Here is a 12,736-nt window from a genome sequence, read left to right as displayed (position 1 = left end):
CCCATGGGGCAAGCCGTGAAACTTGAAAAATTGGCCATATTAGTCGGTTCTGGTGTAATCAGCTTTGCTGTTGCCAGCCCGGCAGAAGCAACATGGTATCCGCATAATGGCGGCTGGAGCAATCCTAGTGGCTGGGGATCATCTGGTTGGGGCAGTTCAGGTTGGGGATCATCCGGCTGGGGTAGTTCTGGCTGGGGAAGCTCTGGATGGGGATCATCCGGATGGGGCAGCTCCGGTTGGGGTTCATCCAGCTATGGTGGCTCTACAAGTACGTCAAGCAGCACATCCAGTGGCACGACATCGACTGGTTCATCATCCGGTGGTTCGTCCTCAGGCGGAACACCGATTCCTGAACCTTCCAACGTCATGATGTTGGCACTTGGCGTTGCGGGTCTGGTCGCTGGACGTTTTGCGGCGCGAAAGAAACGCAAGAAACTGTAACAGTTCGTCACCGAATGGATGCGCAGATCATCGATCTTGCCGCACCATGGAAGGGCCGTCATCGGGGGATTAGACGGCCCTTTCTTATGGGTAATATGGCCTACAGCCTTTCAGGGACTTGACGCCCGTCCCATTGCTCGCGCAAACGGATGTCCATGAACGATATCTTGCAAAGCCTGGAAGCAACTATCCAGCAGCGCCGCGATGCGGATCCCAAGGACAGCTACGTCGCCAGTCTGCGCGCGAAAGGGCGTGCCAAAATGGCGGAAAAATTGGGTGAAGAAGCGGTCGAAGCTGTGATTGCGGCGGTACAGGATGACCGATCCGGCATGACGGAGGAGGCAGCGGACGTCCTGTTCCATCTGATGGTGCTGCTTGCCGACATGGATTTGTCCATCGATGATATTTTGACTGAACTCGCACGCCGGGAAGGTCTGTCGGGCCTGACCGAAAAAGCGTCCAGAAAGGAATGAGGCATGGCGATTGATCCCACCGAACCTTATGATGATGACAATATTTTCGCCAAAATCCTCCGCGGAGAGATTCCCAACAAGACGGTCTACGAGGATGATCATGTCCTCGCTTTTCACGACATAAACCCGCAGGCACCCGACCATATTCTGGTGATTCCGAAGGGAAAATATGTCAGCTGGGATGATTTTTCGGCCAAAGCGACTGAGGCGGAGATTGCCGGTTTTGTACGTGCGGTTGGCCATGTGGCGCGGGAAGCCGGCATGGTTGAGCCGGGCTATCGCTTGCTCGCCAATATCGGTAAAAACGGGCATCAGGAAGTTCCGCATCTTCACGTTCATATCTTTGCCGGAAAACCACTTGGCCCGATGTTAATGAGAGGCTAGGAACAGCCATTCAGGCCGCTCAGACGGCGCGTGCAGTATTTAGGGGAGTTTTATCATGGCAGGATCAGCAGCACCGGGTGGAGAAGGCTGGTCGTCGAGATGGGCCTTTGTGCTGGCTGCGGTTGGTGCCGCCGTTGGCCTCGGCAATATCTGGCGGTTCCCCACATTGGCTGGCGAAAATGGCGGCGGTGCCTTTGTGCTGGTCTATATCGCCTGCATCATCCTGATCGGTCTGCCGATGGTCCTCTCCGAGATATTAATCGGTCGTCATGGACGTAGCGATGCCTTCCACAGCGTGGTCAAAGTCGCCGAAGATTCAAATGTCAGCCGAAATTGGGGTATTTTTGGCGGAATAGGAATACTCAGTGCGTTTCTGATCCTGACTTTTTACAGCGTCGTCGCCGGCTGGGTGCTTTATTATGTCGGTGTGATGGGCAGCGATTTCCTGGGCGCGCTCTTTTCTGGCAATCCATTTGCTGGTGCTCTGGCGTCAGAGAACCCGGAAACCATACCGAGCCGAATGACGGACCTTTTTGGTAATATCCCACTGCTGCTCGGCATGCACACATTGTTCATGGTGCTGACAATCTGGATTGTCGCGCGCGGCGTTACGGATGGCATTGAAAAAGCGGCAACATATCTGATGCCGACATTCTTTGTCCTGTTGGTACTGATAACCCTCTATGGCGCCTTTACCGGCGAATTTGCAAAAGCACTGGCCTTTCTGTTCACGCCGGATTTCAGCAAGCTGACACCCTCGGTCATGAATGATGCCTTGGGACAGGCCCTGTTCTCGATGAGCGTCGCGTCCGCAGCACTGATTACCTATGGCGGTTATGTTTCCAAGGAGACAAGACTGGCTCCAACCGCTGGTATGATTGCTTTTGCTGATACCGGCGTTGCTCTTCTGGCAGGCTTGATGATCTTCCCGATTGTCTTTGCAGTGGGTCTGGATGCCGCCGCTGGACCGACGCTGGTTTTCCAATCATTACCCATCGCTTTCCATACCATGCCAGCCGGTTCTTTGGTCGGTTTGCTCTTCTTCGTACTGATCTTCTTTGCCGCCCTGACCAGTTCTATTTCCTTGCTTGAGGGCGTAGTAGCTTGGGCGATGCGGCGATTTGAATGGGGCCGCGCCATGACTGCGTGGCTTTTTGGCGGTTTCGTGTTCCTGATCGGTGTTGCCTGCGCGCTTTCGCTCAATGTTTGGAGCGACATCCGGTTGCTTGGCTTCTGGCCGCTATTTGAAGAAAAGAATATTTTCGACACAATTGATGATTTTGTTTCCAAGATATTGCTGCCAACTACCGCTTTTCTGACGGCTGTGTTCATCGGCTGGCGGGCGGACAAAAAGCTGGTTGAAGCGGAAACGGGATTGGACGGTGCACTGTTCGCAATATACCGCTTCCTGATCGCGTGGCTGGCGCCGGTCGGTGTGCTATTGATATTCGTCTTCGCAGTATTTCCCAACTTAGTAGGCCAAGGATAAGCAGTGCCCAGCGCAAAAGAAGCGAAATGCCCGGTATGCCGCAAGCCAAAGTCGGTGGATTTCGCTCCTTTCTGCAGCGCTGGCTGCAAAGATCGCGATTTACTCCAATGGCTAGGCGAGGGGTATAAAGTCCCCGGACCACCGGTTTCACCCGACCAATTGGGCGATCATCTGACTAGAGAATCTGGCCATGAATCCGGCCTTGAGCAAGAGTCATAGGACAGCGTAACAAAAGGGCCATTTTTGGGGTGGACAAGCCATACAAGCCCCGCCTATAGCGGCGCTTCTAAATCGGCAGGAACAATTTCCCGCCCGTTGCCCGAATAGCTCAGTTGGTAGAGCAAGCGACTGAAAATCGCTGTGTCGGTGGTTCGAATCCGCCTTCGGGCACCACTTTTTTCCTAAGTTTTCAAAGTCTCGTACTCGGTCAACGGTGCGTGGGTTTTATCCCTATCTTTCCGTCGGTTAGCGGGTGATGATGCGTGGATCCTGTCGCCAGAGACCATTTGGCAGCCGTGATATGGGGGCAAATTTGCCAAGTGTCTCGATGGCCCAAATATTGGAGTCCAGATGCACTTGTGGATTTTGGTAGATTTTAGGTGGAAGCGAACCCAAACATCTTGCGTTGTCCGTCCCAGTCTAGTGGGATTTTGTTGATACGCATGATCTTGCGTCCGGTGAGATCGGGTGGCTGTGTTCCGTTAACAATCGCGGAGATAATATCGGGGGCCATGTAGCTTAGCCTAACAAGTTGCTGCAAGTGCCGCTGCTTGTAGTGATTGACCATCGGGGAGGATATTCCTCGAACCAGAAGATCCTGCGCCGCAAAAGCATGAGCAACCAGTCTCAGCAACACGGGATCAGGATCACGTTTGATCGGACCGTTGTCCGGTGCAATTGCCAACCTCACTTCAGATCCTCAGTTGACCAGTTTAGCTTCAATCGAAAGCTTGACCGGTTGATCCTGATTTGGAGGCGTGAATTCGATTTCGACTGTTCCGCTGTTTGCTGAAACTCGGGTTTTATAACCGAGCAACAATCTCCGTTGTTCACTGATAGACATTGCGAGTAGATCGATTGAGGTCTGGCGATCCAGATCAATCTGAACTTCCAATTCCCGTGCATCATCGGTTCCCGAGCCACCGCATGTCACCAGATGTCTGGCAACTTTATCAATCACCAGTCGTTCGATTTCTCCAGCAGGCAATCTCCATTTAGGAGATTCATCTCCAGGAGGTGTTCGTGTGACATAATAGCGATAGCGCTTAGATCCCTTTTTCGCATGTGCCGGAGTCATCGGCTTACCATCCGGATCGGTTATGATGCTTGTCAGCAGACTGGGGTTGCGGCTCTTCTCACCTAGTGCATTATCACACCTGTTCTCGGCAAATATCGATTGAACACGCTCAAATAGCTGATTGGGGATAATCGACTGATGCTCTCCATCGAAGACTTTGTCTTTATGACGAACTTTTCCAACGTAGATCGGATTTTGAAGCAGGTGGGTCAAAGTTCCTGTTTTGAAGTGGATGCCACCGACGACCCGTCCATTCTTCCACACACGCGTTCTGGTCCGGATGTCTTTTGCGGCGAGTTCATCGACTAACTGCGGTACCGATTTGAGCTGTGCATACCGTTCAAATACCAATTGAACCGTTTCAGCTTCAGTCTCATTGATCAGAAGCTGTCGTTCTTCGACATCATACCCGTAAGGAACTCCGCCACCCATCCACATACCTTTCTTCTTCGAGGCCGCAACTTTATCGCGGATGCGTTCACCGGTGACCTCGCGTTCGAACTGCGCGAAGGATAAGAGAACATTGAGTGTCAGACGCCCCATGCTGTTCGTGGTGTTGAACGATTGCGTCACACTGACGAAACTTGCTTGATTCTCATCCAGTATTTCAACGATCTTCGCAAAGTCGGCTAAGGCACGAGTAAGTCGATCAACCTTGTAGACCACGATGATATCGATCTTTCCGGCTTCTACATCGTCGAGCAGCTGAACTAGGGCAGGGCGATCCATATTGCCGCCAGACCAGCCACCATCATCATAAAGCTCGGTAACCGCTTCCCAACCTTCGCTAGCCTGACTCAATATATAGGCTGCGCAAGCTTCTCGCTGTGCATCGAGACTGTTGAAATCTTGCTCCAGACCATCTTCGGTCGATTTGCGGGTGTAGATTGCGCAGCGTTTTCGTTTTGCTCGCTCAACCATTTGCGAGAGCCTTTGGCTTGTATCCGCTGCGTTTCTTCAACCCGAAGAAGCGCGGGCCAGACCAATGTGCTCCTGTTATCTCGCGCGCAATGTGACTGAGGCTTGCATAATGACGACCTTCAAACTCAAAGCCATCATCGCAAACTAGGACGTGATAGCTTTTGCCATTCCATGATCTGACCAGTCTTGTTCCCACCTTGAGTGATATCGCATGCATGTGACCAGCTTTTCCGGTCCGCTCGACTCGTTTGCGGAGGCGCTCGACCTCCCGTTTGGTAGCACTAGTCAGGCTACCATGGACACGTTCCTGCAGTCGGTTGGCGATCCCGCGCCGAAGCAGGTCCGGTCCGATATCAGGTGCAGGCGACTTGAAGGTATCCCGCCAGGCAGATCGCAACTGGGCAGGGGGCATTACCATAAGATCCTCCAAACGTTTATCCAGCGCGCTCATGCTGCACCTTCTGGCTCTTTATCGCTTGGATTTTGTGTGATGCGATAGGCGGTGGCGTCATCACCGCGCTGTTCACGTGTGAGCACGAAGTCTTTCTTGCGTAAGCCGGTTAGAAATGCCCGAACGCTATGTTGCTTCCATTCCGTAGTTTTACATATCTCATCAAGAGTAGCGCCTTTCGCTCGCGATAGCAGCGAGATGACTTTTGCGGACTTGGTTTGTGTTTTTGATTTTGGTGATGACATCGAGTGTCTCCAGTTTGGCGCTGGAGGATCCAGCGCTTCCACTGACCCAAGCCGCGGATCGCTTGTTAGCGCAGGCGGCTCGTCGCGATCATTGTCCGCGACATCAACAGCAATGCTCGAACAAACACCGAAGTCCAGTCGTTTGTCTGCATATTTGAGAAAGCTGCATGTGGACTTCGGGGTCAAGTATAGCATGGGTTAACGCATGAAAAATGAAGACGAAGTAGATCCAATCAAGGTGCGAACTGGATTGTTCGCACTGATAACGGCAAGGCTTGAAGATGCGCATGAGATTGCGGTGAAAGGACAATCAACGTGGGTATCGAAAAGACAAGGTTCAAATCAAATCTCAGATATCGAGTCGTTGCTCGAGGAAATTGAGATTCTAATTTCTGCTATTAGAATGCGTTAGCTGCCCGTTCGCAACAGACATTGATCGTCAAATTTTGTGCGTGTTAAAAAGCCCTAACAGCTTACTAGGGCGTGTCGGATATTTATCTTACTGCTGCCCTTTTTACGCTTATGGTCGGTTTCAAATCTCGTCGATTTGGCAATTGAAGGTAAGTCTGTTGGACCACTAATCAGACCCACCAGAGTTGATTTGTCAGAGATAGCTTTCTCGATTTTTGGATGCACGGAAGCTATGTTCCCATCTATAACGTAGCCTATCATACAACCGACGGGTAAACCTTCCGAATATTGTTCAGTCACGAACCTTATTAGACCCTCAGTAACGTACACTGTGGCGAGTGAAGCAAATCCGTTTTTTGATGTAACGTTGAGTCGTTTGGCTTCATATGCGAGGTACTTTTCACGCTCTAAGTCCCAGAATACCGCAAAATCAATTTTGCCCTTACTAAAGGAAGCGCCGCTCTCATCTTCCCCAAAGGGTTCAAATTGATATTCCCAGTGATGGAATATCTTGCGGATTGTTTCATCAAGATGAAATCTCGCTATCAAGTTTATAGTGATCTGGTCTTCGCCCGGATTTTCGCCCAAAGATGAAATACAATCTGGTAAGATGCAGCAAATGCGTTCCAATAGACGTTCATCGAAGCGTTTAAATTTTTCCGTCCAAGTGCCGCCATCACCAACAATCACGAAGCTAGTCCCCGGGTTGATTTGGTTGCCGTCAATGTTTGAAGGTCCTCGGCAATGCTATCAGCATCTGCCAGTGCACTCGATTTAAGCCAAAATCGATATTGTAGAGGTTTGATCAAATATAGGCAGTTATCAGTGAATATTCTTAAGTCCGGTATGGTTTGAAAGTTTTGATCGAGAGACTCGTTTATTGTTTCACCTAAACGTTTCAGACTTGCTTGAAATGTATCACTATCAAGCTCTTCGTATTCTTCCACGTCGTAGCTTTCCAGCAAAGATATTTTCAGGATACCATAGTCTTTGTTTGAGGCAATAAGTCCAATTGAAAACACCGTTTCTTCGGTAAACCAGTCTTTCAAGCTTCGAATTAGAACCTCTGCATATTTTTTCCGATGAGTCTTTTGGCTAGATTTCCAGATATCCGGAAATGTACCCGCATTGGGTTGTGCGGCTGGTAGAATATGTTCAACGGTATCTTCAACTAGTGCAATCTCATCCTCAGAGAGCCCAAAAAAATCATAAACATTTAGGTCGATTTTTTCGAAAATTAAATCCTCGTTTTGCGTAGAACTGAGAATTTCACCGGCTTCAGTCCAATACTTGTCCACCAATGCAACAAGTTTTTGTGCGGCTCGATTTGATCTTTCCGAGTCAAGTAGATCATTTTTCGTCGGCATCGGTAGACGCAACAATTCACTTTGTTGGACTTCGGGTAAAAACGTGCCGAAGGAAGATGTTCCATGAAATGCGAACCATATTGCAATGCGGCTGTTTAGTATGGCTGCTATCAGTTTCGCTCGATCCGCTTCACCCGGTGGCGCTGCGATTGCTTGAAGAATACTATGGAAGGAGAAGGCTTCATTTGCATATCCGGCCTTCATCCGCATTTTTGAAGTGCGAATTCCCCTTGATACCAAAACTCTCGGGCCAGAAAAAGCTCTCTCAAAGCCCAATCTATGAACGCGATCATGGTTCCAGGGTTGTAGTTCCTTAGCTCTGATAGCAATTGAGGTGAAAGCATTTATAGGTAGAAACGGTACCGTTGCGACAATATCACTTTTATAATGTTCTTGGCTGCTTGTTGCTGAATTTTCACCTCGAAATGCCTTAAATCCTTGCCCAATTACCCATCCCGTATCCGTTGCAATCTTTCGCTTTCTTAACTGCCCAAATTGACCGACGAAGTCTCCTAGGTTGGGCAACGCGGCTAAGTATTTGTACAATTTGTGCTCTGGAGCCCGCATCCACATGCGTTGTTTAAAGAGCAGAGAGTTTTTGCCAATATCAGATTTTCTTAAACGTGATTTGTCTAGGCTGCTGAGGGAAATGAAGCGTTTAATCGAAAGGTTCAAATCTGCCTTTGGAACCCAATAATCAAACAAGTAGTTTTCATTTTGATCGGAGTTTTTTTCAAAAACGATGAGGGCTGTCGGGCTGATTGCACCTTCAAACAACTGCCGACGCAAGTCCGCGAAGTTGATTACCCTAAGAATTCGATTCATCTCGAAAAATCGAACTCGAGCTGTTAAGGCACTTTTAGCGTGATTGTGGAGGAATCCCATCGCAGGAAGAAGAAATGCTATCACTCCATTATTTTTGAGATGTAGTTGAGATTTCCAAGTAAAAGCCCAAGCTTCCTCGCCTGTTGGTACCGGATGACCATGCTTTTTGCACCAAGCGACTCCGGTACTGCCGGCATTTCTTCTACTGGTCCACGGTGGATTACCAATGATCACATCTACCTGTAACTCTTCAACTTTTTCATCAAAAAAGTCATTTTGTAAAATGGTATTGTTCCAGAGCGGAGGAAGCAATCTTCCTTTGTCGATTAGGTTCCGAATGTCTGGCGGAGTAACCTCTTCGAGCAATGCGATATAAAGAGAGAACACAGCGACCCGCACAGCACCGCCATTTAGATCACGACCCCGAACGCGATCCAAAATGTTTAGCAGGCTGTCCCAACGTATTGTGGTTTGCTTTGAATTTTCGCGCCAATGCTCGCACATCCTTTGAAATGAACGTACCAAAAATATACCTGATCCGCATGCCGGGTCGAGGAAAGTACCTTTGGACTTAATGTCGTTCGGTAGTTTTTCCCAAACGGATGAGACAACGGAATCGACCAAGAACATTGGAGTGTAGTACGCACCAGCTTCTCGTCGAGCGGAATCATCATTCCCCAAAAACCGATCATATACTGCGCTGATGAGTTCAACCGGGATATATTTGAAATCGTAGCCCCAAAACCGCAACTGGCCTCCAGAAGCAGACATTTCTTCGCGCCCCTCTTTAAATCTACGCAATATCTCCATCGATGTTGCTTTGAGGCGATGTGGTTGATCTTGAGCGTCAAACGAACAGGGTGCAACGAACAAATCTCCATTAAAATCTCGTTGCAGCTGTTCGAACAAGCATTCAAGGCTTCGAACATTTCCATGTCTTAGTAGATCGCGAAGTGTTGAGCTTTCCTTGTTTGATGCTTGTGCAACATAGTCGGGTCCTATTATCCGCCGATCTTCGAGATAGGCCATAAACATTGTTTGAATAAGAATGGCTTGGGACTCGCTGGGAGACAGATGATCTTGTACCAACAGCTCATTTGCAACCGTAAGGTTATTCAGTAGGACATAGTCGATCCGTTCTTTAGGATTGAAATACTCTGACTTTTCTCGCCACAAGCGACCACTCTCTGCACCACTGATGTATTCCGACAAAGCATACGATCCGGCACCAGCATCGATAGCTTCAATCAAGCACCGATCTTCAAATTGGCCATCGTCTGCTGCACCTGGCGCCTTCGCAAGCGAAAATACTCGAACGAAATCGTTGGCTATGTTGACGAGGACACTTGCTAAGCCCTGGTTCCATAGAGCAGCGTGAATACGGACAACTTCATCTGCATCATATTCAGATTGATCCAAAATAGCGATCGTTGGCACGCCTTGTACGCAGAACATTGCTGTGATTGACAATTCGTTGAATGCTTTTCGAATCTCTTCGGCGTACGGTGTGTTTTCAACATCTTTCGCAAATTCAAAAAGTTCAGGCGTACGCCTTCCTTCAAGAGCAAGTAGCTGTTTCCAGCTTGATCCGCGTGGTTGGGAATTCATGTCCGCCCGAACTTACGTTGCTGATCTTCAACAGCGGTTAGCGGAAAATAAAACGGATGTTGTGGTTGACCATTCTCTAATAACAGCGATTTGGTCAAACGATCCATAATCTTCGATAGTGGAATAGCGATACATGGGGAATCTAAGTTCGACTTTTGATGCGAAGGCACTAATTTGCAAGAATTATCAGCAAGCGTCAGGAGGAGAGTACTGTTGCTTAAGGTGTTCCACGGCGTTTCGTTACAAACTTTGCCAAGAGATGCTGAAGGAATTGCGAACTTCTTGATCGAAATGCCATATGTGTACCTAAGTTCTTTTATGACTGCACCAGCAACCAAGTCACCGGGTGTGAACACAGGTGCATATCCCAAACGCCCATGAAAAATGGGCAACATATTGCGCCAGTGCCGAAGGGTTTCTTGGGTGATACCGAGTGCGTTACGAAATTGTGACGGTGTAAGCTTCAAAGACTGCCTTGCTAGTTTGTGGTCTATAACAAACTAGGTGGGGTCGGCGATTATGTCAACTTTAAATGTTCTTTATATGTTCCACTTTGATTTGCCTTTTCGACATCAGCGGTCTTCTCAGAAATTAGGTTGATAATTTATCTTATGTTGATGGGCGAGGTGGCAGCTTGCGCTTATACCAAGTGTGTTTCCTCCTTCAGTGATCGATAGCCATATAGCTCTTATCTAGCATGTGAGTGTTTCGGTGTCCTCGCAGTGACGTAGGGAACGAAGATGAGATTAGAACAGAAAAATTCCAAGTCCTCTGCAGGGCGGTTGTTGAAGAACATCCGTCAGCAGCTTCGCAAACAATATGGCGCAGAAGGGAAGATACGCATTGTGCTAGAGGGTTTTAGCGGCGATGACGTTTTGCTGAGCTATGCGACCAGGAAAGCATTGCACAAAGTGTTTATTGTAAATGGTCGAAGGACTTTGTGGAGACTGGCAAGAGTCGACTTGCTGACGATACGGCCTGTGCTGGGAATAATGAAGAAGTAACAGAGCTCCGCTGGGAAGCAGAAGATGGTGCCCAAATGCCTTTGAAGTTAATCACTCTAAATGGAGCCTAACACCGCAGTAATCTGCGCCAATCGCCTCCAGCTTGCCAATATCATAAATTCAGAATAGCATTTTTGTATGCTTTCGGGACGATCATAAGCGATGGCTAGGCCTCCTCTGAAACCGCTGCGCAGCGACGATCGTGTGCTATTAGAGTTATGGGCCCGCGAATTCGGTCCGGCTCTCAAAAGCTATTTCGCAAAGCGCGTCTCATCACCCGGAGAAGCCGACGATTTGGTGCAGGATGTCTTCGTGCGCCTCGCACGTCGCGCTGATCTTGCCTCGATCGAGACGGTCGAGGGCTATCTTTTCCAGACCGCGCGCACATCCATCGCGGAATATTATCGCAAACGGGCGAGCAGCCGAGCAGATCTGCAGGATATGTTCGACGAAGACGAACATATAGTGGCGGGAATCTCAATCGAAACCGTCTTAGCTGATAAAGAGGCCGTAGCGAATCTGATTTCCGCGCTTTATGAATTGCCGGAAAAGACGCGGGACATATTCGTTCTCTATCACTTTGAAGGACACAAGCAGATGCAGATTGCGCAGGATCTGAATATCGGCATAAGGACGGTCGAACGCCATCTGGCGCAGGCGAATGCATTTTTGCTGAAACGAGTAGGACGCGAGCGGTGACCCGGGCTGTCATCAAGGATATGGACGTTGAGGAAGCGGCGGGCTTTTGGGACGCACGTTTGCGCGCACCTGATTGCAGCGCCGCCGACCGCGCCGCGCATGAAGAATGGAAAAATGCTGACCCCGCCCACGCGCAGGCCTTCGACAGGTTGCAGAAGATGATCGGGGAGCTTCCATCGATTGCCGCCATTCCGGAAATGCAATCGATGCGCGCGGCTGCGCTGGCACGAAGCGAGGAAGCTGTTGATACGCGCCCTAGGCGCATAGGGTGGCTTCCGATTGGCAGCGCAATCGCAGCGAGCCTCGCTGTCATTTTCGGCGCCACGCTGTTTTTCATGCAGCCGGGCCCTGCACCTGGCGAAGATGCCTTGGCAACAAGCATCCCCACACCGATCTTTGCTACCGCCATTGGTGAGCGCACGGACATTCCGCTTTCCGACGGGTCAATCGCCACGCTCAATACGGAAAGCGAGATCGATGTGCGCTACAGCGCAGACGAACGGGCCATTCGCTTGGTGAAGGGCGAGGCGCATTTCGAAGTTGCGCATAACCCCGACCGCCCATTTGTCGTTTATGCCGGTAACTACAAGGTGATCGCGGTCGGCACAGCGTTCGACGTCAAAACGATCGGCGACAAGGTCGAAGTGATTGTCACCGAAGGCAAGGTTGCGGTGAAGCGGCTCGATGCCGATGGCACGGAAAGCATCCAATCGGCTGCGACGCTCCTGGCGGGTCAGCAGCTCAGCGGTCGTCCCGTGGGCCCCGTATCCAGACGCAAGGCCGATCTCGCCACGGCTCTGTCCTGGCGCAAGGGTAATGCCGTGTTTGACGACATGCCGCTTGGTCTCGCAGTGCATGAGATGAACCGCTATAGCACGGTAAAGTTGGCAATTGCCGATCCAACGCTTGCCAATACGCGGATCAATGGCATGTTCATCACCGGCAAACAGGATAGTTTTGTCGAGGCGCTGGAGGCCTATTTCGGTGTCCGGGCAAGGCAGGTAAGCGAAACCGAAATCCTGCTTGAACCCGCGGCCCGATAACCGGCCGGAAATAAAAAAGCTACCAATACAGAAAAAATATGGCGGGTTTTTGTAACCGGTTCGCTCTTCCCTATCAGC

Annotated in this window: 15 protein-coding genes and 1 tRNA gene; 9 read left to right on the top strand and 7 right to left on the bottom strand. The window is 49.9% G+C overall.

Features of this window, described 5'->3' with window-relative positions:
- The first annotated feature begins 15 nt into the window (after window positions 1-15).
- From BS29_RS14195 to BS29_RS14170, 6 genes are all read left to right on the top strand, one after another.
- Window positions 16-441: a PEP-CTERM sorting domain-containing protein gene (locus BS29_RS14195; RefSeq protein ID WP_229954293.1), complete on the top strand. Its 426-nt coding sequence runs from the start codon at window positions 16-18 to the stop codon at window positions 439-441.
- Window positions 442-596: 155 nt separating this feature from the next.
- The gene (locus tag BS29_RS14190; protein WP_229954292.1) at window positions 597-914 is read left to right on the top strand and encodes a phosphoribosyl-ATP diphosphatase; all 318 of its coding nucleotides are present in this window, start codon (window positions 597-599) and stop codon (window positions 912-914) included.
- A 3-nt stretch (window positions 915-917) separates the two neighbouring features.
- Window positions 918-1,298, top strand: a complete 381-nt coding sequence (locus tag BS29_RS14185) for a histidine triad nucleotide-binding protein (protein WP_229954291.1) — start codon at window positions 918-920, stop codon at window positions 1,296-1,298.
- 55 nt (window positions 1,299-1,353) lie between these two features.
- Window positions 1,354-2,787, top strand: a complete 1,434-nt coding sequence (locus BS29_RS14180) for a sodium-dependent transporter (protein ID WP_229954290.1) — start codon at window positions 1,354-1,356, stop codon at window positions 2,785-2,787.
- A gap of 3 nt (window positions 2,788-2,790) precedes the next feature.
- Window positions 2,791-3,006, top strand: coding sequence for a DNA gyrase inhibitor YacG (locus tag BS29_RS14175; RefSeq protein ID WP_229954289.1), 216 nt, complete (start codon window positions 2,791-2,793; stop codon window positions 3,004-3,006).
- Between the two features lie 98 nt (window positions 3,007-3,104).
- Window positions 3,105-3,180, top strand: a tRNA-Phe gene (locus BS29_RS14170).
- Window positions 3,181-3,382: 202 nt separating this feature from the next.
- Here the strand turns inward: BS29_RS14170 and BS29_RS14165 are convergent.
- The 4 genes from BS29_RS14165 to BS29_RS14150 are packed head-to-tail and all read right to left on the bottom strand — an operon-like array spanning window position 3,383 to window position 5,701.
- Complete coding sequence (locus BS29_RS14165; protein WP_229954288.1) at window positions 3,383-3,697, bottom strand: hypothetical protein; 315 nt, start codon at window positions 3,695-3,697, stop codon at window positions 3,383-3,385.
- A 9-nt stretch (window positions 3,698-3,706) separates the two neighbouring features.
- Window positions 3,707-5,005: a recombinase family protein gene (locus tag BS29_RS14160; protein ID WP_229954287.1), complete on the bottom strand. Its 1,299-nt coding sequence runs from the start codon at window positions 5,003-5,005 to the stop codon at window positions 3,707-3,709.
- Window positions 4,998-5,456, bottom strand: coding sequence for a DUF2924 domain-containing protein (locus BS29_RS14155; RefSeq protein WP_229954286.1), 459 nt, complete (start codon window positions 5,454-5,456; stop codon window positions 4,998-5,000). Before BS29_RS14155 ends, BS29_RS14160 begins: the two co-directional genes overlap by 8 nt.
- A complete protein-coding gene (locus BS29_RS14150) occupies window positions 5,453-5,701 on the bottom strand; it encodes a DUF3489 domain-containing protein (RefSeq protein ID WP_229954285.1) in 249 nt (82 codons plus the stop codon). The genes BS29_RS14155 and BS29_RS14150 overlap by 4 nt, the downstream gene beginning before the upstream one ends.
- Window positions 5,702-5,906: 205 nt before the next feature.
- Between BS29_RS14150 and BS29_RS14145 the strand changes: the two genes are divergently transcribed.
- Window positions 5,907-6,113: a hypothetical protein gene (locus tag BS29_RS14145; protein ID WP_229954284.1), complete on the top strand. Its 207-nt coding sequence runs from the start codon at window positions 5,907-5,909 to the stop codon at window positions 6,111-6,113.
- A 53-nt stretch (window positions 6,114-6,166) separates the two neighbouring features.
- Here BS29_RS14145 and BS29_RS14140 read toward each other — a convergent pair whose 3' ends face one another.
- The 3 genes from BS29_RS14140 to BS29_RS14130 are packed head-to-tail and all read right to left on the bottom strand — an operon-like array spanning window position 6,167 to window position 10,379.
- A complete protein-coding gene (locus tag BS29_RS14140; RefSeq protein ID WP_229954283.1) occupies window positions 6,167-6,802 on the bottom strand; it encodes a hypothetical protein in 636 nt (211 codons plus the stop codon).
- Entirely contained in the window at window positions 6,799-9,912 is a 3,114-nt protein-coding gene (locus BS29_RS14135; RefSeq protein WP_229954282.1) for an HsdM family class I SAM-dependent methyltransferase, read from the bottom strand. Before BS29_RS14135 ends, BS29_RS14140 begins: the two co-directional genes overlap by 4 nt.
- On the bottom strand, window positions 9,909-10,379 hold the full coding sequence (locus BS29_RS14130; RefSeq protein WP_229954281.1) for a helix-turn-helix domain-containing protein: 471 nt from the start codon (window positions 10,377-10,379) through the stop codon (window positions 9,909-9,911). The genes BS29_RS14135 and BS29_RS14130 overlap by 4 nt, the downstream gene beginning before the upstream one ends.
- A gap of 699 nt (window positions 10,380-11,078) precedes the next feature.
- On the opposite strand from BS29_RS14130, the gene BS29_RS14125 reads away from it, so the two are divergent.
- Together BS29_RS14125 and BS29_RS14120 are read left to right on the top strand one after the other, a co-directional pair.
- Window positions 11,079-11,615: an RNA polymerase sigma factor gene (locus BS29_RS14125; RefSeq protein ID WP_229954280.1), complete on the top strand. Its 537-nt coding sequence runs from the start codon at window positions 11,079-11,081 to the stop codon at window positions 11,613-11,615.
- Window positions 11,612-12,658 (top strand): FecR family protein, encoded by a 1,047-nt coding sequence (locus tag BS29_RS14120; RefSeq protein ID WP_229954279.1) that lies wholly within the window; start codon window positions 11,612-11,614, stop codon window positions 12,656-12,658. Before BS29_RS14125 ends, BS29_RS14120 begins: the two co-directional genes overlap by 4 nt.
- Window positions 12,659-12,736 lie beyond the last annotated feature (78 nt).

Origin of the sequence: Parasphingorhabdus litoris DSM 22379 (assembly GCF_020906275.1) — a bacterium.
GTDB classification, from domain to species: Bacteria; Pseudomonadota; Alphaproteobacteria; order Sphingomonadales; family Sphingomonadaceae; genus Parasphingorhabdus; species Parasphingorhabdus litoris.
This window is presented reverse-complemented; position numbering and strand designations above follow the sequence as displayed.

Excerpts from the sequence above, each read along its gene's own strand:
- BS29_RS14190 (WP_229954292.1), top strand. The coding sequence starts at position 597 with ATGAACGATATCTTGCAAAGCCTGGAAGCAACTATCCAGCAGCGCCGC.
- BS29_RS14185 (WP_229954291.1), top strand. The coding sequence starts at position 918 with ATGGCGATTGATCCCACCGAACCTTATGATGATGACAATATTTTCGCC.
- BS29_RS14180 (WP_229954290.1), top strand. The coding sequence starts at position 1,354 with ATGGCAGGATCAGCAGCACCGGGTGGAGAAGGCTGGTCGTCGAGATGG.
- BS29_RS14160 (WP_229954287.1), bottom strand. The coding sequence starts at position 5,005 with ATGGTTGAGCGAGCAAAACGAAAACGCTGCGCAATCTACACCCGCAAA.
- BS29_RS14155 (WP_229954286.1), bottom strand. The coding sequence starts at position 5,456 with ATGAGCGCGCTGGATAAACGTTTGGAGGATCTTATGGTAATGCCCCCT.
- BS29_RS14150 (WP_229954285.1), bottom strand. The coding sequence starts at position 5,701 with ATGTCATCACCAAAATCAAAAACACAAACCAAGTCCGCAAAAGTCATC.
- BS29_RS14145 (WP_229954284.1), top strand. The coding sequence starts at position 5,907 with ATGAAAAATGAAGACGAAGTAGATCCAATCAAGGTGCGAACTGGATTG.
- BS29_RS14135 (WP_229954282.1), bottom strand. The coding sequence starts at position 9,912 with ATGAATTCCCAACCACGCGGATCAAGCTGGAAACAGCTACTTGCTCTT.
- BS29_RS14125 (WP_229954280.1), top strand. The coding sequence starts at position 11,079 with ATGGCTAGGCCTCCTCTGAAACCGCTGCGCAGCGACGATCGTGTGCTA.